The 20180-nt window shown below is 36.1% G+C and carries 20 protein-coding genes, 21 tRNA genes and 2 rRNA genes; 33 read left to right on the top strand and 10 right to left on the bottom strand.

Annotated features, from left to right (window positions below; translation table 11 throughout):
• The 23 genes from OEV98_RS12175 to OEV98_RS12065 form a co-directional block, all read left to right on the top strand.
• Nucleotides 1–102 (top strand): 23S ribosomal RNA (locus OEV98_RS12175); the annotation flags it as partial.
• A gap of 274 nt (nt 103–376) precedes the next feature.
• Nucleotides 377–492, top strand: a 5S ribosomal RNA gene (rrf, locus tag OEV98_RS12170).
• A gap of 4 nt (nt 493–496) precedes the next feature.
• Nucleotides 497–572, top strand: a tRNA-Val gene (locus tag OEV98_RS12165).
• Between the two features lie 5 nt (nt 573–577).
• Nucleotides 578–653: transfer RNA gene (locus tag OEV98_RS12160), tRNA-Thr, on the top strand.
• Between the two features lie 37 nt (nt 654–690).
• Nucleotides 691–766: transfer RNA gene (locus OEV98_RS12155), tRNA-Lys, on the top strand.
• Nucleotides 767–769: 3 nt separating this feature from the next.
• A tRNA-Leu gene (locus tag OEV98_RS12150) sits at nt 770–854 on the top strand.
• A gap of 32 nt (nt 855–886) precedes the next feature.
• Nucleotides 887–961, top strand: a tRNA-Gly gene (locus OEV98_RS12145).
• Between the two features lie 10 nt (nt 962–971).
• Nucleotides 972–1060, top strand: a tRNA-Leu gene (locus OEV98_RS12140).
• 6 nt (nt 1061–1066) lie between these two features.
• A tRNA-Arg gene (locus OEV98_RS12135) sits at nt 1067–1143 on the top strand.
• A 14-nt stretch (nt 1144–1157) separates the two neighbouring features.
• A tRNA-Pro gene (locus OEV98_RS12130) sits at nt 1158–1231 on the top strand.
• Nucleotides 1232–1249: 18 nt separating this feature from the next.
• Nucleotides 1250–1325 (top strand) — tRNA-Ala (locus OEV98_RS12125).
• A gap of 13 nt (nt 1326–1338) precedes the next feature.
• Nucleotides 1339–1412: transfer RNA gene (locus OEV98_RS12120), tRNA-Met, on the top strand.
• A gap of 9 nt (nt 1413–1421) precedes the next feature.
• Nucleotides 1422–1498, top strand: a tRNA-Ile gene (locus OEV98_RS12115).
• Nucleotides 1499–1514: 16 nt separating this feature from the next.
• Nucleotides 1515–1607: transfer RNA gene (locus OEV98_RS12110), tRNA-Ser, on the top strand.
• A gap of 40 nt (nt 1608–1647) precedes the next feature.
• Nucleotides 1648–1721 (top strand) — tRNA-Met (locus OEV98_RS12105).
• Nucleotides 1722–1726: 5 nt separating this feature from the next.
• A tRNA-Asp gene (locus OEV98_RS12100) sits at nt 1727–1803 on the top strand.
• Between the two features lie 28 nt (nt 1804–1831).
• Nucleotides 1832–1907, top strand: a tRNA-Phe gene (locus OEV98_RS12095).
• A gap of 18 nt (nt 1908–1925) precedes the next feature.
• Nucleotides 1926–2001 (top strand) — tRNA-His (locus OEV98_RS12090).
• Between the two features lie 7 nt (nt 2002–2008).
• Nucleotides 2009–2082 (top strand) — tRNA-Gly (locus tag OEV98_RS12085).
• Nucleotides 2083–2087: 5 nt separating this feature from the next.
• Nucleotides 2088–2161, top strand: a tRNA-Ile gene (locus tag OEV98_RS12080).
• 18 nt (nt 2162–2179) lie between these two features.
• A tRNA-Asn gene (locus OEV98_RS12075) sits at nt 2180–2254 on the top strand.
• Nucleotide 2255: 1 nt separating this feature from the next.
• Nucleotides 2256–2343, top strand: a tRNA-Ser gene (locus OEV98_RS12070).
• A gap of 10 nt (nt 2344–2353) precedes the next feature.
• Nucleotides 2354–2425: transfer RNA gene (locus OEV98_RS12065), tRNA-Glu, on the top strand.
• 258 nt (nt 2426–2683) lie between these two features.
• Here OEV98_RS12065 and OEV98_RS12060 read toward each other — a convergent pair.
• Nucleotides 2684–3619, bottom strand: a complete 936-nt coding sequence (locus tag OEV98_RS12060; RefSeq protein ID WP_263073540.1) for a 1,4-dihydroxy-2-naphthoate polyprenyltransferase — start codon at nt 3617–3619, stop codon at nt 2684–2686.
• A 614-nt stretch (nt 3620–4233) separates the two neighbouring features.
• On the opposite strand from OEV98_RS12060, the gene menB reads away from it, so the two are divergent.
• A complete protein-coding gene (menB, locus tag OEV98_RS12055) occupies nt 4234–5052 on the top strand; it encodes a 1,4-dihydroxy-2-naphthoyl-CoA synthase (RefSeq protein WP_263073539.1) in 819 nt (272 codons plus the stop codon).
• A gap of 76 nt (nt 5053–5128) precedes the next feature.
• Entirely contained in the window at nt 5129–6610 is a 1482-nt protein-coding gene (locus tag OEV98_RS12050) for an o-succinylbenzoate--CoA ligase (RefSeq protein WP_263073538.1), read from the top strand.
• 42 nt (nt 6611–6652) lie between these two features.
• Here the strand turns inward: OEV98_RS12050 and OEV98_RS12045 are convergent, their stop codons facing one another.
• From OEV98_RS12045 to yidD, 3 genes are all read right to left on the bottom strand, one after another.
• The gene (locus tag OEV98_RS12045; RefSeq protein WP_263073537.1) at nt 6653–6814 is read right to left on the bottom strand and encodes a DUF1540 domain-containing protein; all 162 of its coding nucleotides are present in this window, start codon (nt 6812–6814) and stop codon (nt 6653–6655) included.
• A gap of 70 nt (nt 6815–6884) precedes the next feature.
• Nucleotides 6885–7841 carry a metal ABC transporter solute-binding protein, Zn/Mn family gene (locus OEV98_RS12040; RefSeq protein WP_263073536.1) on the bottom strand — a complete coding sequence of 319 codons (957 nt, stop codon included), beginning with the start codon at nt 7839–7841 and terminating at the stop codon, nt 6885–6887.
• A gap of 219 nt (nt 7842–8060) precedes the next feature.
• Complete coding sequence (yidD, locus tag OEV98_RS12035; protein WP_263073535.1) at nt 8061–8306, bottom strand: membrane protein insertion efficiency factor YidD; 246 nt, start codon at nt 8304–8306, stop codon at nt 8061–8063.
• 158 nt (nt 8307–8464) lie between these two features.
• On the opposite strand from yidD, the gene OEV98_RS12030 reads away from it, so the two are divergent.
• Nucleotides 8465–8905, top strand: a complete 441-nt coding sequence (locus OEV98_RS12030) for a Dps family protein (protein WP_263073534.1) — start codon at nt 8465–8467, stop codon at nt 8903–8905.
• Nucleotides 8906–8973: 68 nt separating this feature from the next.
• On the opposite strand, the gene OEV98_RS12025 is transcribed toward OEV98_RS12030, so the two are convergent.
• Entirely contained in the window at nt 8974–9228 is a 255-nt protein-coding gene (locus OEV98_RS12025) for a DUF6154 family protein (RefSeq protein ID WP_263073533.1), read from the bottom strand.
• Nucleotides 9229–9458: 230 nt separating this feature from the next.
• Between OEV98_RS12025 and OEV98_RS12020 the strand changes: the two genes are divergently transcribed.
• Nucleotides 9459–9785 carry a hydrolase gene (locus tag OEV98_RS12020; RefSeq protein WP_263073532.1) on the top strand — a complete coding sequence of 109 codons (327 nt, stop codon included), beginning with the start codon at nt 9459–9461 and terminating at the stop codon, nt 9783–9785.
• A 71-nt stretch (nt 9786–9856) separates the two neighbouring features.
• Here the strand turns inward: OEV98_RS12020 and OEV98_RS12015 are convergent, their stop codons facing one another.
• Entirely contained in the window at nt 9857–10714 is an 858-nt protein-coding gene (locus tag OEV98_RS12015) for a DUF6612 family protein (RefSeq protein ID WP_263073531.1), read from the bottom strand.
• Between the two features lie 209 nt (nt 10715–10923).
• Between OEV98_RS12015 and ytkD the strand changes: the two genes are divergently transcribed.
• A complete protein-coding gene (ytkD, locus tag OEV98_RS12010; protein WP_263073530.1) occupies nt 10924–11400 on the top strand; it encodes an RNA deprotection pyrophosphohydrolase in 477 nt (158 codons plus the stop codon).
• 61 nt (nt 11401–11461) lie between these two features.
• Here ytkD and OEV98_RS12005 read toward each other — a convergent pair whose 3' ends face one another.
• The 4 genes from OEV98_RS12005 to OEV98_RS11990 all read right to left on the bottom strand — a co-directional run bounded on the left by OEV98_RS12005 (nt 11462) and on the right by OEV98_RS11990 (nt 15471).
• Entirely contained in the window at nt 11462–12538 is a 1077-nt protein-coding gene (locus OEV98_RS12005) for a branched-chain amino acid aminotransferase (RefSeq protein WP_263073529.1), read from the bottom strand.
• A 214-nt stretch (nt 12539–12752) separates the two neighbouring features.
• The gene (locus OEV98_RS12000) at nt 12753–13559 is read right to left on the bottom strand and encodes an ABC transporter permease (RefSeq protein WP_263073528.1); all 807 of its coding nucleotides are present in this window, start codon (nt 13557–13559) and stop codon (nt 12753–12755) included.
• A complete protein-coding gene (locus tag OEV98_RS11995) occupies nt 13543–14316 on the bottom strand; it encodes an ABC transporter ATP-binding protein (protein WP_263073527.1) in 774 nt (257 codons plus the stop codon). The genes OEV98_RS12000 and OEV98_RS11995 overlap by 17 nt, the downstream gene beginning before the upstream one ends.
• 153 nt (nt 14317–14469) lie before the next feature.
• Nucleotides 14470–15471, bottom strand: coding sequence for an ABC transporter substrate-binding protein (locus OEV98_RS11990; protein WP_263073526.1), 1002 nt, complete (start codon nt 15469–15471; stop codon nt 14470–14472).
• A 123-nt stretch (nt 15472–15594) separates the two neighbouring features.
• On the opposite strand from OEV98_RS11990, the gene OEV98_RS11985 reads away from it, so the two are divergent.
• The 5 genes from OEV98_RS11985 (at nt 15595) to opp4B (ending at nt 20171) form a co-directional block, all read left to right on the top strand.
• Nucleotides 15595–16377 (top strand): alpha/beta hydrolase family protein, encoded by a 783-nt coding sequence (locus tag OEV98_RS11985; RefSeq protein WP_263073525.1) that lies wholly within the window; start codon nt 15595–15597, stop codon nt 16375–16377.
• Nucleotides 16378–16478: 101 nt separating this feature from the next.
• Nucleotides 16479–16721 carry a DUF2584 domain-containing protein gene (locus OEV98_RS11980; protein WP_263073524.1) on the top strand — a complete coding sequence of 81 codons (243 nt, stop codon included), beginning with the start codon at nt 16479–16481 and terminating at the stop codon, nt 16719–16721.
• A gap of 533 nt (nt 16722–17254) precedes the next feature.
• Nucleotides 17255–18274, top strand: a complete 1020-nt coding sequence (locus tag OEV98_RS11975; RefSeq protein WP_263073523.1) for an ABC transporter ATP-binding protein — start codon at nt 17255–17257, stop codon at nt 18272–18274.
• Complete coding sequence (locus tag OEV98_RS11970; protein WP_263073522.1) at nt 18261–19187, top strand: ABC transporter ATP-binding protein; 927 nt, start codon at nt 18261–18263, stop codon at nt 19185–19187. The genes OEV98_RS11975 and OEV98_RS11970 overlap by 14 nt, the downstream gene beginning before the upstream one ends.
• A gap of 15 nt (nt 19188–19202) precedes the next feature.
• A complete protein-coding gene (opp4B, locus tag OEV98_RS11965) occupies nt 19203–20171 on the top strand; it encodes an oligopeptide ABC transporter permease (protein ID WP_263073521.1) in 969 nt (322 codons plus the stop codon).
• Nucleotides 20172–20180 lie beyond the last annotated feature (9 nt).

Raw genomic sequence — 20180 nt, 5'->3', positions numbered from 1 at the left:
GCTAAGTAAGAACCCTTGAAGATGACAAGGTTGATAGGTCCGAGGTGGAAGTATGGTGACATATGGAGCTGACGGATACTAATCGTTCGAGGACTTAACCAAATGAAATGCTGAGGCGACTGCTCAGCGAGGTACGGACTGGAGCACTTCGCAATGAGATAAAGGAAGCACGATGAGCAGTATGCGAATCGATGTTGACTTATCGGAGTGGAGAAGTGTGAAGTACGCTAGTCGCTAGGAGCCGAAGCTAGACAGCACTGATTACTTTAGTTTTTTTACCTTACATTATCTAGTTTTCAAGGAATAAAAAAAATGAAATTTCCTCTTGCAAAAGTGAGGAAATCATGTATAATAATATTTGTCCTTAAAAAAATTGTCTGGTAACTATGGCGAGAAGGTCACACCCGTTCCCATCCCGAACACGGAAGTTAAGCTTCTCAGCGCCGATGGTAGTTGGGGGTTTCCCCCTGTGAGAGTAGGACGTTGCCAGGCAAATGGAGGTTTAGCTCAGCTGGGAGAGCACTTGCCTTACAAGCAAGGGGTCGGCGGTTCGATCCCGTCAACCTCCACCATTTATGCCGGCCTAGCTCAATTGGTAGAGCAACTGACTTGTAATCAGTAGGTTGGGGGTTCAAGTCCTCTGGCCGGCACCACTTATTTAGACAAACTATAATAATTGATAGAATGTCTGAGTCATTAGCTCAGTCGGTAGAGCATCTGACTTTTAATCAGAGGGTCGCAGGTTCGAATCCTGCATGACTCACCATTTGCGGGTGTGGCGGAATTGGCAGACGCACTAGACTTAGGATCTAGCGCCGCAAGGCGTGGGGGTTCGACTCCCTTCACCCGCACCATTTATAATATTGAATAGACATGTATTTATACTGCGGAAGTAGTTCAGTGGTAGAACACCACCTTGCCAAGGTGGGGGTCGCGGGTTCGAATCCCGTCTTCCGCTCCAATAAATATGTGCCGGGGTGGCGGAACTGGCAGACGCACAGGACTTAAAATCCTGCGGTAGGTGACTACCGTACCGGTTCGATTCCGGTCCTCGGCACCATATATTGCGCCCGTAGCTCAATTGGATAGAGCGTCTGACTACGGATCAGAAGGTTATGGGTTCGACTCCTATCGGGCGCGCCATTAAAACCAGCTAACGGGAAGTAGCTCAGCTTGGTAGAGCACATGGTTTGGGACCATGGGGTCGCAGGTTCGAATCCTGTCTTCCCGATATGAATATTAGTTAAATGGGGCCTTAGCTCAGCTGGGAGAGCGCCTGCTTTGCACGCAGGAGGTCAGCGGTTCGATCCCGCTAGGCTCCACCATTTTTAAAATTTTGGCGGTGTAGCTCAGCTGGCTAGAGCGTACGGTTCATACCCGTGAGGTCGGGGGTTCGATCCCCTCCGCCGCTATTTATAAAAGGACCTTTAGCTCAGCTGGTTAGAGCAGACGGCTCATAACCGTCCGGTCGTAGGTTCGAGTCCTACAAGGTCCACCATTAACATATATTATTTGGAGGAATACCCAAGTCCGGCTGAAGGGATCGGTCTTGAAAACCGACAGGCGGGTTAAACCGCGCGGGGGTTCGAATCCCTCTTCCTCCACCATTTAAATTTCCTTTCAGTACAATTTTAAACATATTATCGTCGCGGGGTGGAGCAGTCTGGTAGCTCGTCGGGCTCATAACCCGAAGGTCATAGGTTCAAATCCTATCCCCGCAATATATGGTCCGGTAGTTCAGTTGGTTAGAATGCCTGCCTGTCACGCAGGAGGTCGCGGGTTCGAGTCCCGTCCGGACCGCCATTATTAATAAAATATGAGTAAATATTATGGCTTGGTAGCTCAGTCGGTAGAGCAAAGGACTGAAAATCCTTGTGTCGGCGGTTCGATTCCGTCCCAAGCCACCACTCAAAAGCCAATAAATGGCGGCTATGGCGAAGTGGTTAACGCATCGGATTGTGGCTCCGACACTCGTGGGTTCGATTCCCACTAGTCGCCCCATTAAGATGCGGGTGTAGTTTAGTGGTAAAACCACAGCCTTCCAAGCTGTTGTCGTGGGTTCGATTCCCATCACCCGCTCCATTTATGGGCCTGTAGCTCAGCTGGTTAGAGCGCACGCCTGATAAGCGTGAGGTCGATGGTTCGAGTCCATTCAGGCCCATTAAAAATTTAATATTATTCCGCAGTAGCTCAGTGGTAGAGCTATCGGCTGTTAACCGATCGGTCGTAGGTTCGAGTCCTACCTGCGGAGCCAAGGAGAAGTACTCAAGTGGCTGAAGAGGACGGTTTGCTAAACCGTTAGATCGGGTTACCGGTGCGCGGGTTCGAATCCCGCCTTCTCCATTGTAATTTTGGCCCGTTGGTCAAGCGGTTAAGACACCGCCCTTTCACGGCGGTAACACGGGTTCGAATCCCGTACGGGTCATTAAGGAAAATCACGCTTTCTGAAAAGCGTGATTTTTTTTAGTTTACTAGAAATATAAAAGTTTTGTGATTACCTTTTCGGTGATTGCATATATAACGAAACAAACAGTTATTAAATACTCATTATTTATCATTATTTACTCCATTGTGCTGATTAATAGTTGTTTAGTCTTATGTTAGGTGGTTTAAGATTAGAAAGAACAATAGTAGCTATATAGGCAAAATAAATACACCAAGATTGTTCTTGGTGTATTGTTATTTATCCTTTGAAAAAGTATGAAAAAATGAATCCAATCGAAAGTAATAAACCGAATATAGTATTTGTTTGAGCTGTAGCTTTCATTGCTGGCATCATCTCGATTGCCATTGTTTTTCCAACGAACTTTTTCACTGCTTCATATGCTTTTGGAATGCTTAATAGTACAATCAATAACCATGGAGTTACATGATAAAATAATATAAGCGATAAAATCCAAACATAAGAAATAATAAAGGAAATCATAAGAATATTTATTGCGTTTTTTCTACCAACTAATATTGGTAATGTTTTTCTGCCGAATTCTTTATCACCATCTAAATCACGAATATTATTAGATAAGTTAATTGATCCTATTAAAATCGTGATTGGAATAGATACAAGAATACTTAGATTTGTAATAGTTCCCGTTTGAATGAAGAAAGAAATTAAAATAATATTAATTCCCATAAATAACCCGGACATTAATTCGCCGAATGGTGTATGTGATATTGGCAGTGGACCTCCAGTATATAAATAACCGACTAAAATGGATACAGTACCAATTAATCCAATCCACCAGCTACTATGCATACATATATATATTCCTAATAAAACGGATATTCCGCAAAGTGCCCAAGCAATGTTCATAATAACTTTTGGCTGAACACCGTCTCGTACAATGGTGCCTCCAATACCAACTGATTCCTCGTTATCTAATCCTCTTTTATGATCATAATACTCATTAAACATATTGGTTGCTGCTTGAATAAGAAGACTAGCAATCAGCATAGCAAAAAATAATCCGAAATGAATATCCGTTATTTCCAATGCCATTGCTGTACCTAACGTAACAGGTATAAAAGCAGCTGTTAATGTATGTGGACGGGTTAATCGCCACCATACTTTCCAGCCCCTTTTGTTTAGACCAGTTGGATTGGATTGAATCTCAGTTTGCATGAAACTCTCTCCCTACCTTTTAAATTTACAATAATAATGAATTTCTATCTTCAGTTTATGCAATATATGCCGTAGTGTCAATGGAATGATAGGCTTTATTAGTATAGTAAATTTTGAGAGTAATGGTAGTAATATTTCTTATTTCTATCCAGTAGATTTCCTTTAATAAATACTATTTTGTCAGATTGTTACTCCATCTATTCTTTTATATCAACGAAAACATAAAGAATATAGGAATAAAATACCGAATAGCGTCAAATTTTGAAGCATTTTGTTCCCCGGGAAATAAATTTTTGAAATACTATTTGTTTTTTATAGAAAAATATATAATATTTATTCCAAATGATAAAAGCTTTCATTGCATTAATATCTATCAACAATTGCATAGCAATCCTTTTATCATTGGAAAGTTTGCAAAAGTGACGTATTCCTGTAAAAATAGTATAGGGACGTATGAATTAAAATTATCTTTGTATAGGAAATAATATGGAAGGTAATTATTCTTTCAACATGAAATAAAAATCCTACCATAAGTAATGCAATTCATGTGGAACAAGCTAAAAAGTTTGGTAAAATAGTATTGGGCTTTTTAAATAAGAAAAGGAGGGACTCTCATGGTAAGAGAATGGATTAATGAACGTAAATATGAAGATATCTTATATGAAACATATAATGGGATAGCTAAAATAACCATTAATCGTCCTGAGGTTAGAAATGCGTTTCGTCCAAAAACAGTGATGGAGCTAATTGATGCATTTAGTTATGCACGTGATGATTCCAAAATAGGAGTTATTGTTTTAACAGGTGCAGGAGATAAAGCATTCTGTTCTGGTGGAGATCAAAAGGTACGCGGACATGGTGGATATGTTGGCGAAGATCAAATCCCACGTTTAAACGTATTGGATTTACAACGATTAATTCGTGTGATTCCAAAACCAGTAATTGCAATGGTTGCTGGCTATGCAATTGGTGGAGGTCATGTTTTACATATTGTTTGTGATTTAACGATTGCAGCAGATAATGCAATTTTTGGACAAACAGGTCCGAAAGTTGGAAGCTTTGATGGAGGATATGGTGCAGGTTATTTAGCGAGAATAGTTGGTCATAAAAAAGCTCGTGAAATTTGGTTCTTGTGCCGTCAATACAATGCACAAGAAGCATTAGATATGGGATTAGTAAATACAGTTGTACCATTGGAGCAGTTAGAAGATGAAACAGTAAAATGGTGTGAAGAAATACTTGAAAAGAGCCCTACTGCATTACGTTTCCTAAAAGCCGCATTCAATGCGGATTCCGATGGAATAGCAGGTATACAACAATTGGCTGGAGACGCAACATTACTTTACTATACTACGGAAGAAGCAAAAGAAGGTCGCGACGCATTTAAAGAAAAACGTAAACCGGATTTTGATCAGTTTCCACGTTTCCCTTAATAACATAGGGAATAAAAAAACAGCTTAATTAATTATTAAGCTGTTTTCCTATAGTACTAGTAAGGGAGTGGTAATAATGTCTTCCTTAGAGAAGATGCCTAATTGGCTATTAAATCGTGCATATTTAACCCCGAATCGAAAAGCATTGGTTTTTAAAGATAAGGAGTTAACGTTTAAAGAGCTTTGTGATTATTCCTTAAGTATGGCACGGAAACTTACAGCCTGTGGGATAAAGCGCGGTGATCGAACAGCAGTTTTATTGAATAACCATATGGATTTCGTTCTCGTCCTTTATGCGCTACAGTTAATCGGCTGTCCTGTAGTATTATTGAATGTTCGATTGACCAATAGAGAATTGGCCTTTCAAATAGATGACAGTGAAGCTGTACATTTAATTACACAAATGGAGTTTGAGAGCATTGCCGTTAAATTAAATGGTCAAACTGGCATTCATACAATTTACAAGGAACAATTGATAGCGGCAAATGAAGTTGATTTTGAAATTGTTACTGAATTTAATTTACAGGATGTCTGTACCATTATGTATACATCTGGAACGACTGGTTTTCCAAAAGGAGTTATTCAAAGCTTTGGAAATCACTGGTGGAGTGCCATTGGCTCTGCACTTAATTTAGGATTGCATGACCAGGATGCATGGCTAGCAGCAGTACCTCTTTTCCATGCTAGTGGTTTTTCGATATTAGTTCGTAGTATGGTCTATGGAATTCCGGTCATTTTATTTGAAAAGTTTGATGAGCAGCAGATAAATCTTGCATTAATGGAAGGAAAGGCTACAATTATTTCTGTTGTAACCTCCATGCTTCAAAATATGATTCGTGATTTAGGGGAGAAGACGTATTCGCCTAGCTTCCGTTGTATGTTAATTGGTGGAGGGCCGGTACCATTATCACTATTGCAAGTATGTAAAAATAAGAATATTCCTGTGTTTCAAACGTATGGGATGACAGAAACCGCATCTCAAATTGTTACATTAACGCCAGAGGATAGTTTAGCCAAGCTCGGTTCTGCCGGAAAACCATTATTTTTTTGTCAAGTCCGAATTGATAAAGATGGAGTTGCAGCAATGCCGAATGAAATAGGTGAAATTGTTGTAAAAGGTCCAAATGTCACTTACGGCTACTATAATCGGGAGGATGCGAATAAAAGGAGCTTCACTAACGATGGATGGTTTTATACAGGTGATGTAGGTTACATGGATGAAGATGGATTTTTGTTTGTTATTGATAGAAGGTCTGATTTAATTATTTCTGGTGGTGAAAATATTTATCCTGCAGAAATAGAAAATATAATTCTTTCCCATCCTGCAATAAAGGAAGCAGCAGTAATCGGAATGGATGACGAAACATGGGGACAAGTTCCTTGTGCTTTTTATGTCGTTGCGAACAATGCTGAGATTAGTGGGGAGCAGTTAGCACAATTTTGTCAGCCACATTTAGCGAAATATAAAGTACCGAAAAAATGGATACAAATAAATGAATTGCCAAAAACCGCTTCGAATAAAGTAATGAGGAAAAGCTTAAGCAAATTCCTTTCATAGAAAAAAGTGGTCCAAAATTAATTGGACCACTTTTTCAATACTTTATAAATCATCTACTGGTTTAAATGTTTTACAGTCAGTTTGTCTGCTATGCTCGGCAGTTTTACCAAAATGACTAACTACATAAATTTGATCGGCACTACATTTATTTCCTGTTTCCCAAAAGACACAGTTATTAACTTCACATAGAACATCTTTAGCCATCAACTATCACTCCTAGGTAAGGATTCATAATTAGTTTCCTCTTTACCTAATTCGATAATGCTAGTAAATATTAGTTATTTAATGCCTGCTTTAATGTATTTAAGTTTTGCTCCATTATGGAAAAATAATCTGCATTGTTCTCGATATCTTTTTCCGTTAATACAGACAGATTATGGATAGGAAGTGGTGTAACATTTGCTTCTTTTTTTACAACATCAATTAATTTATTATTAATGTTTTGCTCCACTAAAATATAATTTAGGTTTTGTTCTTGTACTTCTTCGATAATATGCTGTAGTTGTTTTTGGGATGGCTCATCTGTACTAGACATTCCGGATATACTTAATTGTTCAATGCCATATCGTAGTTCCCAATAGCCATAAGCAGCATGAGTTACAATAATATGGTTAGTTTTCATATTTTTCGTAACTTCCACAAATTCATCATTTAACATATCTAATTGTTTAGCAACGGTCGCGTAATTATCCTCAAAATATTGCTTTTGTTCTGGAATGGCTTCAATTAAAGTGTCCTTAATGACTTCAGCAAGCTGTTTAGCATATACAGGATCTAGCCAAATATGAGGGTTTACTGTCCCGTGATTATGCTCATCATGTCCTTCTTCTTCATCCTGTTCCTCTTCATGTGTTACTTCTGGTAGCTGTACAAATTCCCCAGTCGCAACAACGTTAACTCCTTCATCTTGCAGGATTGGTTTTGTTTTTTCGACAAACCCTTCTAATCCATAACCAATATAAAAGAAGATATCCCCTCCAGCCATATTAATTATGTCTTTTTGGGATGGTTCAAATGTATGCTCATCCATACCAGGTGGATAAATAGTCTCCACATCGACATATTCTCCGCCAATTTTTTCTGCAAAATCCTTTAATGGATATACAGTAGTATAAATTTTTAATTTTCCATCGGCTTTATTTTTAAGTGAATCATTATCATTGCCACATGCAGATAAAAAGGTAACAATTGCAATAAGAAAAATGGTAAAAAACAGTTTATATTTAACCATCTATGTAGTCCTCCCTAAATAGAACAAATCGTATTCATTCCGATTTATAAATCCCTTTGTATAATACATGAATATTTTTCACTTGGCAAGGAAAAAATAAAAAGCTTCCATTAGAAGCTTTTCATCAATCATAGTATATGCTTGGTTTTCCTCTTTTAATTGGTTAAAAATGAAAGGAAATTTCCAAAAGCACCGATATTTACCACATTAATTTTTATGTTATTTTGTATTTTTTTGCGGAAAGTTCCACTCCAATGGAACCGGATCGAACCCACCAGGATGAAATGGATGGCATTTCAATATCCGAACAATTGTCAACCAACCACCTTTTAAAACGCCAAACCTTTCAATAGCTTCTATTCCATAATTTGAACAGGTTGGGTGAAAGCGACAGCTAGGTGGTTTTAGTGGAGATATTCCCTTTTGATAAAAACGAATAAATTTTAGTACTAATTTTTTGATCATGTATAGGCGACATCCTTTAAAAGATCTTTGTATTGTCTATTTTTTCCAAAGAAAATTCATTTATATCTTTTTTCTATACATAATTGTATCATGTTAAGAAAAAATTAGATAATAACGAGTTTGTAAATACTAATTTCTTATTTGGAGGTACGGATAAAATGAATTCACCTTTACATCAAACAATGAATTCCCTCATTGCTAATTTTCAAGTAATGTATACAAAACTTCATCATTTCCATTGGTTTGTTAAAGGTCCGCATTTCTTTAATCTACATGAAAAATTTGAGGAGCTTTATAATGAAGTAACAGAGCATGTAGATGATATTGCAGAGCGTATATTAACCTTGCAGGAAAAGCCAATTTCAACATTAAAGGAATGTTTATCGCTTGCAACGATTAAAGAAGCAATTGGAATAGGCAAAGATTTAGAAATGGTAGAAGAAGTACTTCAAGATTTTCAAACAATCGATAAGCAATTGCTACAAGGGATAAAAGAAGCAAGCGCTGAAGGGGACGAAGGAACGGTAGATTTACTATTAGGGATTAGTAAAAAATTAGAAAAGCACTCCTGGATGTTACGTGCGTTTCTTGAAAAGTAAAAGATCAAATAAGTGAAAGAACCGCCACTATATTTCACATAGTGGCGGTTCGCTTCATTTCTATACAGTTAATGGAGAAAGGTTGATTTATCCGACAATGTTTCTTCTCCATTTTGTGTGTTAATCATTTTCTTACGTAACTCTGTAACTAAATAGTTTCCGGTAATGTGATAAAGCTCTTCTTTATTTAGCTCGGCGAGAATTAATAGCATATCTTCCCGAGAAAAATCTTGTAGCAAGGAAGCGACTAATAAATCAATATCCTCATCATCAGCAGTAAGTTTATTCTTATAGTATTCAAATAATTCGTCTATAAATTTCATTGTACTACCCCTCCATTTATATGACAGGTGCTAATATATAGGAAATATTCTGCGTCTTATTAATCTCTCTTCTTTTACCCAATTCTTTATGCTCTTAAACATTGCATGATGATTTTTTTCTATATTGGAGAATCTACAGTAATTTTCATTTTTAAGCATAAAAGATAGAATTTGTGGGATAACATAAATAAATTTATCGAATGATATCATTAGGAGAAATTGGTGATAGGATGGATAAGGAGAAGTATTATATTAATGTTGCTAGTGGTGAAATAAGTCGTAATAAGACGGCGAGTAGCTGGCATTTTGAAATTGAGGCGACTGCAGAAGAAATAAAACACTTACGGGAATTGTTTCGAACGATGGATTCCGCGAATTTACAGAGTTTTGTCAGATCGCATATTCCGTTTTTGGAATATCATGTCGATCCCGAAAATGATATCTATGACTCGGGAATTATTCAGGTTTATAAAATGATTTATCAGCTAGGAAATCAAGAAACAAAACAACAAATTAGAGAAATGGGAATTTTATTTGGTGGCAATGACCATTTATGAGAGATACCTCCTTTTCAAATTAAACAGAAGGTACACAGGAAAAGGAATCTGTGTACCTCCTTCGTTTTTATTTAATATTGGGCATCAACGGAATTATCAAGTACTTCTTGAGGGACTGTAATCTTTTCTAAGCCATTAATATTTGTATAAGTTGCACTCGTTGATTGTTGAATCGTTATTTCGTCACCTTCCATTGCCATTTTCATAGTTAACTTCATATCTACTTTGTTAGGCAGGAATGTTTCTTTATCAATATGCATGATATAATCGAGTTGTTCAATATTCATATTGTTGAGTATTTCCTCGCCTATTAATTCCTCATCCAGCATATCTCCAGAGAGTTCTTTTACAATATCGAGTAATTTTTCTCCAGAAGTCTTTAATGTTAAAATATATTCTGTACTATTTTGTTGGAAAGAAAAATCATCAACAAATTCTTTAAATTGGTTTAGCTGTACACTTGGATCTGTTTGTTCCTCTGATAGCTGCATCACTTCATTGAACATTTCTTCCGGCATTTTTGCCCATTGATTGGTTGTTGAGTCATATACGAAAAAGCCATCTTCGGTAAAATAGGATTCCATTGCAACGTTTTGTCTAAAATCCCCCATATTCATATCTATGCTCATATCTTGATAAAGGCTCATCGGTTCATTAATTATATCCATATCCGCTTGAATGCTTGTCGAAACTGTTTCATCAGGTGCTGAACTAATACTCATATCTTGATCCATTACCATATTTAATGTAAAGCTATCAAGCGTATTCGAAGCATTTAATGTTTTGTCAAACACTTCTTGTAATGTTAATTCCTGCTCCTGTTTATTGCCAGCATTTTTTTCGTTATTTGTTGGCTCTGCCGTTTGATTACATGCTGTTACCATGAACATAACCAAACCAAATACTGTAGTTGCAATTAATTTTTTCATCCAATACACTCCTTATTCTTTTCTACCCCAACACCTAGTGTACGATGGGCTGGCAATAAAAGATTCAATAAAATCATTATCTTTAAGTAATTGAATCTTTAGACCTATTATAATCGGCTGAAGTGATGGATCTTGTTTCCTATTTATTTGGTGTACTTCTCTATGTATGCTAGGATTATAGAGATTGATAGATTGGAGAGGGGATTGTAATGGAAACATTTCATGATATCAATGGGAACACAATTCATCTTGCTTTTGAAAGGGATGCTTTTGAAATAAAAGCAAAGCATGTATGGGTTATTTGCTTCTATAATGGGCAATGGTTATTAACAAAGCATAAAGTTCGTGGGTTAGAATTTCCTGGAGGTAAATTAGAATGTAATGAAACATTAGAAGAAGCGGCAATTAGGGAGGTATTTGAAGAAACGGGTGGAATCGTGACGGAATTACATTATATTGGTCAATATAAAGTAATAGAAAAAGAGAATGAATTTCTGAAAAATATTTATTTCGCTAACATCCATGCGATCAATAAAAACGAGCAATATTTTGAAACCGATGGTCCAGTATTAGTAAGTGGTAATTTAACAGCTGATGAATTAAATGAAGAATACAGCTTTATTATGAAGGATTTAGTATTACAAAAATGTTTAGCATATATCCGAAAAAATCTACTCAATGAATGATACTGAAATCCTTTCTAGAGGAAATCTCGTTACCGGTGATTCCCTCAAGAAAGATGCGCTATTAAATTTCGATAGTCCAAGCAAAGCTATCTTCCATTTTCCCAAATTGAATATTCGTAATGGTTTCATATAATTTTGCCGTAAATTCACCAGTTTCAAAGTTATTGATTGTCATCACATGATCTTCCCACTTCAGTTCCCCAACTGGAGAAATTACTGCTGCAGTCCCTGTTCCAAATACTTCTTCTAAGTGGCCATCTTGATAGGCCTTATAAATATCTTCTATTGATAAGGTTTCCTCATGAACAGGGATTCCCCATGATTTTATTAATTCTAAAACAGTATCACGTGTGACACCGGCTAATATACTTCCATTTAATTTTGGAGTATAAACTTCTCCGTTTATTTTGAAGAAAATATTCATACTTCCTACTTCTTCAATATATTTTTTCTCTTTTCCATCTAGCCATAGTACTTGGTCATATCCTAAACTGTTGGCTTTTTGCTGTGCAGACATACTTGCTGCGTAATTTCCAGGTGTTTTCGTATGTCCGACTCCACCAGGTATTGCACGAACATATTCATCTTCAACATAGATTTTTACTGGCATTAATTGTTTCCCCGAGTAATAAGCACCTACAGGAGATAAAATGATAATAAACTTGTATTCATGTGCTGGTCGAACGCCTAAATATGGCTCTGTAGCAATAACAAATGGTCTTATATATAAGGAAGTACCATTTAATGTCGGTACCCAATCTTTTTCAACTTCTAGTAAAGCTAAAAGAGCGTCCATCGCAATGGTAGGATCAATTGTTGGTATACAAATTCTTTCGCATGAATGATTTAATCGTGCCACATGCTTATTGGCACGAAACAATAAGGTTCTGCCATCATTTGTTTTATAAGCCTTCAATCCTTCAAAGACAGCCTGTCCATAATGAAATATAAAAGCGGAAGGTGACAATTCCAATGGCGCAAATGGCGTGATTTTTGCTGCATGCCAACCGTTTATCAAATCATAGTCCATAGTAAACATGTAGTCGGTAAAATATTTACCAAATCCTAATTCTTTTGGATTCGGTTTTTGTTTTAACTGGGGTGCCTTAATAAACTCGATCTCGCTGACTTGCTTCATTATGCAATCTCTTCCTTTAGTAATAAAGTTTTGAAAATAATTTTATATACAAATAGTTAGTAAGTCAAGGGCACCTGATAGTTTTGTTTAAATTATTATACTTTTCTGCAAAAGTATCCCCTTACATTATTAATAGCTAATTTCGTAAAGTCTGTAGTTACAAGAACGGAAAATTTTAAAAAATACACCTCGGGCAAAATACATTACCCAAGGATTATCCATTCTTTAATAGTTTTTGTTCGATTACCTCGACGAGCTTATACATGATGGTTGCAAAGACGGCAATTACTAATAATGATAAGAGAACTAGTGTGAAATTAAACACCTGGAATCCATATATAATTAAATAACCTAATCCTTGCTTGGAAACAAGGTATTCCCCTACAATTACCCCAACCCATGACAACCCAACATTTACTTTTAACGTAGAAATAATGGTTGGGAACGAGGAAGGAAGAATTGCTTCTTTAAAGCATTGAAATTTCGTAGCTCCAAAGGATTGAAGCACCTTTACATAATTTGGATCGACCTCACGAAAAGATGAATAAATGACAATCGTTGTAATAATGATTGTTACCAATACTCCCATTGCAACGATGGATGTCATATTCGGACCAAGCGCAACAATTAGAATCGGACCAAGTGCCACCTTTGGCATAGCATTTAAGATAACTAAATAGGGTCCGAATATTTTTGATAGTGTATTGGACCACCAAAGAATGGCGGCAAAAATGGTACCTCCTAATGTTCCAATGATAAAACCAAGAAAGGTTTCAAAAACTGTCGTCCATATGTGAGGGAAAAGAGAGCCATCGCTTACTTTATCGAGAAATAAATTCCAAATAGTTATTGGTGAACTGAAGATTAAAGGATCAATCCATTTAAAGTGACTAGCCACTTGCCAAAAAAGGAAGAAAGCCAAAAAGATTAGAATTTGGAAGAATAGTACCCAGCGCTTCTCCTTACGTAATTGATTTCGGTATTGCTGATGGAGGAGCGGGACATTAATTTTTTCCTTCAAGGCTTTCCAACTCCTTCCAAATGATGGTAAATAGTTCATTGTATTGTTCAGAATTTCGGATTTCTAACGGGGATAATTGTCTAAGCTCCTTTGGAACGGTAAATACTTGAGCGACTTTTCCTGGACCCTTTGAAAGTAAATAAATTCGATCACTCATGGCGATGGCTTCACCAATATCGTGAGTCACAAGTACTGCAGTTTTATGAAATTGCTTTAACGTAAGGTATACAAGTTCTTCTAATGTTAATTTTGTTTGATAATCTAGTGCAGAAAATGGTTCATCAAGTAAGAGGAGCTTTGGATCTGTTGCTAATGTACGTACTAATGCTACTCTTTGACGCATTCCTCCAGATAGCTGAGATGGATATTGGTCCTTCACATTCGATAAGCCAATTTTCTTTAATAACGACAATGTTTTTATTTTTGTTTTATTTGTTAATTGATTCGTTAATTTAAGTCCGAGAAAAATATTCTCCTCAATCGTTTTCCATGGGAACAAATAATCCTGTTGCAGCATATAGCCAGTTTTTTTATTTTTCATATGAATCGGTTCATTATCCAATATAACAGTTCCAACGGTTGGTTTAATTAAGCCGGCAATGATGGAGAGTAAGGTTGTTTTTCCACATCCACTTGGACCGATAATGGAAATAAATTCACCCTCATTGACGGTGAGGCTTATATCATGAAGCGCGGTTGTACTTGTTTGTTTGGAAAAGTAAACATGAGATACATCCTGAATCGTTAGAAAATTCATATACAACCTCCTTACGAATAAAAAGTAAAAATAGGTATCAATTGATCTACTAAACTACCTATTGCTTACAAGCCATGTTAGCTTTTTAACAATGTGTACAAAATGGATGAATACCTATCATTTATTGAGATATTGACTATTCCTATATTTGGTTTATTCAGTTACCATTTCTGCAAATTCTGTATTCACAAAATCCTCATAGTTCAATCTTTCTGGAAGTTCGCCAGCTTCATCCATGATGTTTTGCAAGTTATCCCATTCATCATTATCTAAAATTGGATTTTCAGCGAAGGAATTTTGACTTTTATAACGTTCTACAGAGGAGGTAATTATGTCTAACTCTGTATCCTCAAAAAATGGTTGAATGGCCTTTGCTACTTCCTCAGCAGACTGTTCATATACCCATTGCTGTGCTTTGTAAATTGCGCGTGTAAATTTTTCTGCAACTTCCTTTTGCTCATTTAGAAAGCTTTCCTTAGCCATAAATACAGTGTATGGGACATGACCGCTTTCTGTTCCAAAGGAGGCTACTATATACCCAATTCCTTCTTTCTCGAACACGCTTGCTTGTGGTTCAAATAACTGAACAAAATCACCAGTACCGGAAGCAAATGATGTTGAAATGTTCGCAAAGTCAATGTTTTGAATTAGCTCTAAATCATTGTGTGGATCAATTCCATGTTTTTTTAATACAAATTCACCAACCATTTGTGGCATGCCACCTTTACGTTGACCAAGAAAAGTGGTGTCCTCTAGCATATCCCAAGTGAAATTATCGATTTTTTCGCGTGAAACTAAAAAGGTTCCATCCGTTTGGGTAAGCTGTGCAAAATTAATGATTGGATCATCCGTTCCTTGGGCATTAACATAAATACTTGTTTCGGAACCTACAAGTGCAATGTCAATGCCATCAGAAATTAGTGCGGTCATCGTTTTATCTCCACCTGGAATCGTACTTAATTCCACGTCAAGACCTTCTTCTTCAAAAAATCCCTTTTCCAGTGCAACATATTGTGGTGCATAAAAAATGGAGCGGGTAACCTCACCTATTTGCACTTTTTGTAACGATTCTTTCGAGCTATTACAAGCTGTTAATCCAATGATGAAAACGAAAGACAATAGAATAAGCACACTCATTTTTAGCCATTTTCTCATGTTATTTCCCCCTGCATCGAAGATTCTTCCTTTGCATGAATCTGTTGTGATAGGATATCGTATGAATAACGAAAAAATGTGTGAATGCCTAGAAAAAAATCATTGGCAAAAGGGGGTAACAAAATGAATGGACAAATAACTGATTGCTATCCGTTCCCATCTCCACACCCGAAAATTGCACTTTATTATGTTACATACCTTTCCGACGGACTACGTGTAAAAGGGCTACTGGCAGAACCGAAAGCTGGTGATACGTATGATGGTTTCCTTTATTTACGAGGTGGGATTAAAAATGTTGGAAAGGTTCGTCCTAGTCGAATTACTCAATTTGCTTCCGAAGGTTTTATCGTATTTGCCCCTTTTTACAGAGGCAATCAAGGTGGAGAAGGCGATGAGGATTTTGGAGGAGACGATCGTTATGATGCATTTAGTGGGTTCGAATTATTAGTAAACCACCCACGAGTGAAAGAAAAAAGAGTTCATATATTTGGGTTTTCTAGAGGCGGTATTATGGCTATATGGACAGCGCTACAATATTCAAATGCAACGTCCATCGTTACATGGGGTGGCGTTTCCGATGTTATTTTAACCTATGAAGAGCGGGAGGAATTAAGAAGAATGATGAAACGGGTGATTGGCGGAACACCTTGGAAAAATCCTGAAGGCTATCAAAATAGAACCCCGCTTTATCATCTAGAAAAATTAAATGCTCCATTACTTATTATTCATGGAAAAAAAGATCGTAATGTTTCCATTGAACACGCGATTCTTCTTGAAAAACTGGCAATCACTCATGGAAAAAAAGTAGAAACTTGGTACTTCGAGGAATTTACTCATTATTTCCCTCCGCAAGTCAATCGTAATGTAGTAAGAGAGCTATCTGCATGGATGAAAAAGCAAACTTAATTACGGTTACATTTTTTTTGGATTTAATGAATAACAATAGAAATATAATGAAAAATTTGGTACATTTTAGCTATAGATGATGAAGGAAGGTAGTGTGAAATATGAGTATGCCCATTCAATTAAACACACTAATCATAACAGAAGGAAAAGAAAAACGATTAGAGGATAATAATTTCCAAATTCAGTTTGATGGCTATCATTTGTATCCTTTAAATACTCCTCTCGCTGTACAAAGAGCTATTAACGAGGAGGTAATAGGGGAAGGAAGTATTAGTAAATTAGTGCTAACAGATGAGAAAACGACGATCATCTACAAGCTAACATCGTTAAAGAGTACAAATTAATGCCCGAATGAAAGAAAAAGCTGATACATAAGGAAATACATATGAGTGTATTGCATAAGATGGTTAATAAACCATCTATTTTTTATATCAAAAATTTATAATTAATTATAAAAATCGATTGAAAGCAACACTTTATTTACAGATTATTGTATATTAAAAATAAAATTTAATATTTTTCGACATTTTTTTCTTGCATTTTCAATTAATCTATCTTAATCTAATAAATATAAAATTTTTCGGAACATTCCGTGATAGATTGATTAGTTAATCACTATATAGTTCTAATATTATTTTTCTAAAATAGTTGGATAAAGTTTTGCAGACATATTTATATAAAATTATTAGTTGGAATGGTATAGAATATTTTATCAGAAAATAAATTACTATCATAAAAAAATATTTTGTTAGAAGAAACAAAAAAGTATTGCAAATGAAATAAAAATGTAATAACATTTTATTCAAGTAAATAATTAAATTTATAAAATTATCAAACAATTACTCTTGCAAAAAGAAAATGCTAGGAGGTAAGGATATTGTCGAAACAACCGCTTTTAAAAATTAACAACTTATCAACTTCGTTCCGAATAGGTGATGACTATTACGCGGCGGTTGATGATGTTTCATTAACGGTTAATGAAAATGAAGTAGTTGCAATCGTTGGTGAATCAGGTTGTGGAAAGAGTGCATTGGCACTTTCCATCATGCAATTACATCCACAAGAGCGGACGAAAATGGCGGGTGAAGTTTTATTTAATGGTAAAAACCTTCTATCATTATCTGTCTCTGAAATGAACAAGGTACGCGGAAAAGATATGGGGATGATTTTCCAAGATCCATTAACCGCTCTAAATCCGTTAATGCGTGTAGGGCAACAAATTGAAGAAAGTATGAAAAATCATTTGCAGCTATCGGATGCGGAAATGAAAAAACGTTCCTTAGAATTATTAAATAAGGTAGGAATTCCTAACCCTGAGCGGACCTATATGCAATACCCGCACGAGTTGTCTGGTGGGATGAGACAACGGGTAGTTATCGCAATTGCCATCGCATGTGAGCCAAAATTTTTAATAGCGGATGAGCCAACAACCGCACTTGATGTTACGATTCAAGCACAAATATTAGACTTAATGCGTGATTTACAGTCGCAGATGAAAACTGGAATTATCTTAATTACACATGATTTAGGGGTAGTTGCAGAAATGGCTGATAAAGTAGCCGTAATGTATGCTGGTGAAATCGTTGAGTTTGCAGATGTTTCTACATTATACAATAATCCTTTACACCCATATACAAGATCATTATTTAACTCCATTCCTTCTGCAGCACACGGACAGGATCGATTACATGTAATTCAAGGGATTGTACCTTCCTTAAAAAATTTACCAAGAACTGGTTGCCGGTTCTCAGAGCGGATCCCATGGATAGATAGTGCTACACATGAGGAGCATCCAGCACTACATGAAGTGGAAAAAGATCATTTTGTTCGCTGCTCTTGCTACCAGCATTTTCATTTTCCAAAAGATGCGGAGGACTTAAAATATGACATTTCTTAAATTGGAGAATTTAAAAGTTTACTATCCGGTACGCGGTGGATTTTTTAAGCGAGTAGTAGATAATGTTAAGGCAGTAGATGATATTACATTGGAATTAAAAGAAGGAGAAACATACGGATTAGTTGGTGAATCTGGTTGTGGAAAATCAACCACTGGTCGTACATTACTTGGCCTAAATAAAGCTACATCAGGAAAAATAATTTTCAATGATGTGGATTTACTTAGTCTAAATAGAAGAGAGTATAGCCAATATCGAAAAGATATTCAAATGATATTCCAAGATCCATATTCTTCTTTAAACCCTAGAAAGCGTGTAATTGATATTATTGCTGAGCCGATTCGTAATTTTGAAAAACTTTCCTCAAAGGAAGTAAAACGAAAGGTTCAGGAAGTTTTAGAAAAAGTTGGCTTAAGTCCGGAGTCCATTTATAAGTATCCACATGAATTTTCTGGTGGACAAAGACAACGGATTGGCATTGCCCGGGCACTTACGTTAAACCCGAGATTGATTGTAGCAGATGAACCTGTCTCTGCCTTGGATGTATCGGTTCAAGCCCAGGTTTTGAACTTTATGAAAGATATTCAAAAAGAATTTAATTTAACGTACTTATTCATTAGTCATGATTTAGGGATAATCCGACATATGTGTGACCGCATTGGGATCATGTATAAAGGTCGCATAGTAGAACAAGGCACGACAGAAGATATTTATGAAAATCCTCAACATATTTATACGAAACGATTATTATCTGCAATTCCAGATATAAATCCTGATAATCGAGACAAACATATGGCGTTCCGAAAACAGGTTGATGCAGAATTTAACAATAGCTTTAATCAATATTTTGACACTGAGGGAAAAATCGTAGATTTAAGACCATTGTCAGAAACACACTCAGTTGCACTACCGTAGGAAGGAGCGTATATCATGTTAAAGTTTATTATCAGAAGATTCTTAGTAATGATTCCTCAGTTAGCACTATTGAGTATTTTAATATTTTTATTAGCAAAGGCAATGCCTGGAGATGCTTTAACAGGATCGATGCAGGCTAACCCTAACTTGGATCCAAAAGTATTTGAAGAATTACGTGAAAAATTAGGATTAAATGATCCATGGTATGAACAATATGGACGTTGGATAGGAAATTTATTCCAAGGAGAATTAGGAATGTCCTATATTCATAAAGTGGACATTGCTGATTTACTAGGGGATAGAATGGCAAATACCTTTTGGCTAGGATTGGTTACATTAATATTTACTTATTTAATTGCAGTTCCACTAGGTGTGGTTGCCGGACGATGGAATGAATCATGGGCTGATAAATTGATCGTTGGTTATAACTATGTAAGCTTTGCAATCCCACTCTTTGTTTTTGCATTAATTATGTTGTTTATCTTTGGCTTTGGCTTACATTGGTTCCCAATAGGAGGAAGTGTAGATGTAACAGTTGAGAAAGGAACGTTTGCTTATTTCCTTAGCAGAATTCATCATCTGTTATTACCAGCCATAACGGCTGCATTATTATCTACTGTTGGTACGATTCAATATTTGCGAAATGAAATTATTGATACAAAATTAAAAGATTTTGTTAAAACTGCAAGAGCTAAAGGTACACCAGAAAAGAAAGTATACTCAAGACATATTTTTCGAAATTCCTTATTGCCAGTTGCAGCATTTTTAGGCTATGACATTGTATTTATTATTGGTGGTTCGGTCTTTATCGAACAAATATTTAGTTACCCTGGATTAGGACAATTATTTATCAGTTCCATAAATCAACGGGATTTCAGTGTTGTAAATATATTAGTTATGTTGTTTGGCTTCCTATCAATTTTAGGAACGTTAATATCAGACATCATCCTAAGCATCGTTGATCCGCGGATTCGAATTGATTAATAATTGGAC

It is taken from the genome of Perspicuibacillus lycopersici, assembly GCF_025660475.1.
GTDB lineage: Bacteria > Bacillota > Bacilli > Bacillales > Caldibacillaceae > Perspicuibacillus > Perspicuibacillus lycopersici.
Note: the sequence above shows the minus strand (reverse complement) of the source record. Positions and strands in the feature narration are given on the sequence as shown.

What these genes read in the sequence shown, in the direction of transcription:
- OEV98_RS12060 (WP_263073540.1), bottom strand. Translation starts at nt 3,619, where the DNA reads ATGCAAACTGAGATTCAATCCAATCCAACTGGTCTAAACAAAAGGGGC.
- menB (WP_263073539.1), top strand. Translation starts at nt 4,234, where the DNA reads ATGGTAAGAGAATGGATTAATGAACGTAAATATGAAGATATCTTATAT.
- OEV98_RS12050 (WP_263073538.1), top strand. Translation starts at nt 5,129, where the DNA reads ATGTCTTCCTTAGAGAAGATGCCTAATTGGCTATTAAATCGTGCATAT.
- OEV98_RS12045 (WP_263073537.1), bottom strand. Translation starts at nt 6,814, where the DNA reads ATGGCTAAAGATGTTCTATGTGAAGTTAATAACTGTGTCTTTTGGGAA.
- OEV98_RS12040 (WP_263073536.1), bottom strand. Translation starts at nt 7,841, where the DNA reads ATGGTTAAATATAAACTGTTTTTTACCATTTTTCTTATTGCAATTGTT.
- yidD (WP_263073535.1), bottom strand. Translation starts at nt 8,306, where the DNA reads ATGATCAAAAAATTAGTACTAAAATTTATTCGTTTTTATCAAAAGGGA.
- OEV98_RS12030 (WP_263073534.1), top strand. Translation starts at nt 8,465, where the DNA reads ATGAATTCACCTTTACATCAAACAATGAATTCCCTCATTGCTAATTTT.
- OEV98_RS12025 (WP_263073533.1), bottom strand. Translation starts at nt 9,228, where the DNA reads ATGAAATTTATAGACGAATTATTTGAATACTATAAGAATAAACTTACT.
- OEV98_RS12020 (WP_263073532.1), top strand. Translation starts at nt 9,459, where the DNA reads ATGGATAAGGAGAAGTATTATATTAATGTTGCTAGTGGTGAAATAAGT.
- OEV98_RS12015 (WP_263073531.1), bottom strand. Translation starts at nt 10,714, where the DNA reads ATGAAAAAATTAATTGCAACTACAGTATTTGGTTTGGTTATGTTCATG.
- ytkD (WP_263073530.1), top strand. Translation starts at nt 10,924, where the DNA reads ATGGAAACATTTCATGATATCAATGGGAACACAATTCATCTTGCTTTT.
- OEV98_RS12005 (WP_263073529.1), bottom strand. Translation starts at nt 12,538, where the DNA reads ATGAAGCAAGTCAGCGAGATCGAGTTTATTAAGGCACCCCAGTTAAAA.
- OEV98_RS11995 (WP_263073527.1), bottom strand. Translation starts at nt 14,316, where the DNA reads ATGAATTTTCTAACGATTCAGGATGTATCTCATGTTTACTTTTCCAAA.
- OEV98_RS11990 (WP_263073526.1), bottom strand. Translation starts at nt 15,471, where the DNA reads ATGAGAAAATGGCTAAAAATGAGTGTGCTTATTCTATTGTCTTTCGTT.
- OEV98_RS11985 (WP_263073525.1), top strand. Translation starts at nt 15,595, where the DNA reads ATGAATGGACAAATAACTGATTGCTATCCGTTCCCATCTCCACACCCG.
- OEV98_RS11980 (WP_263073524.1), top strand. Translation starts at nt 16,479, where the DNA reads ATGAGTATGCCCATTCAATTAAACACACTAATCATAACAGAAGGAAAA.
- OEV98_RS11970 (WP_263073522.1), top strand. Translation starts at nt 18,261, where the DNA reads ATGACATTTCTTAAATTGGAGAATTTAAAAGTTTACTATCCGGTACGC.
- opp4B (WP_263073521.1), top strand. Translation starts at nt 19,203, where the DNA reads ATGTTAAAGTTTATTATCAGAAGATTCTTAGTAATGATTCCTCAGTTA.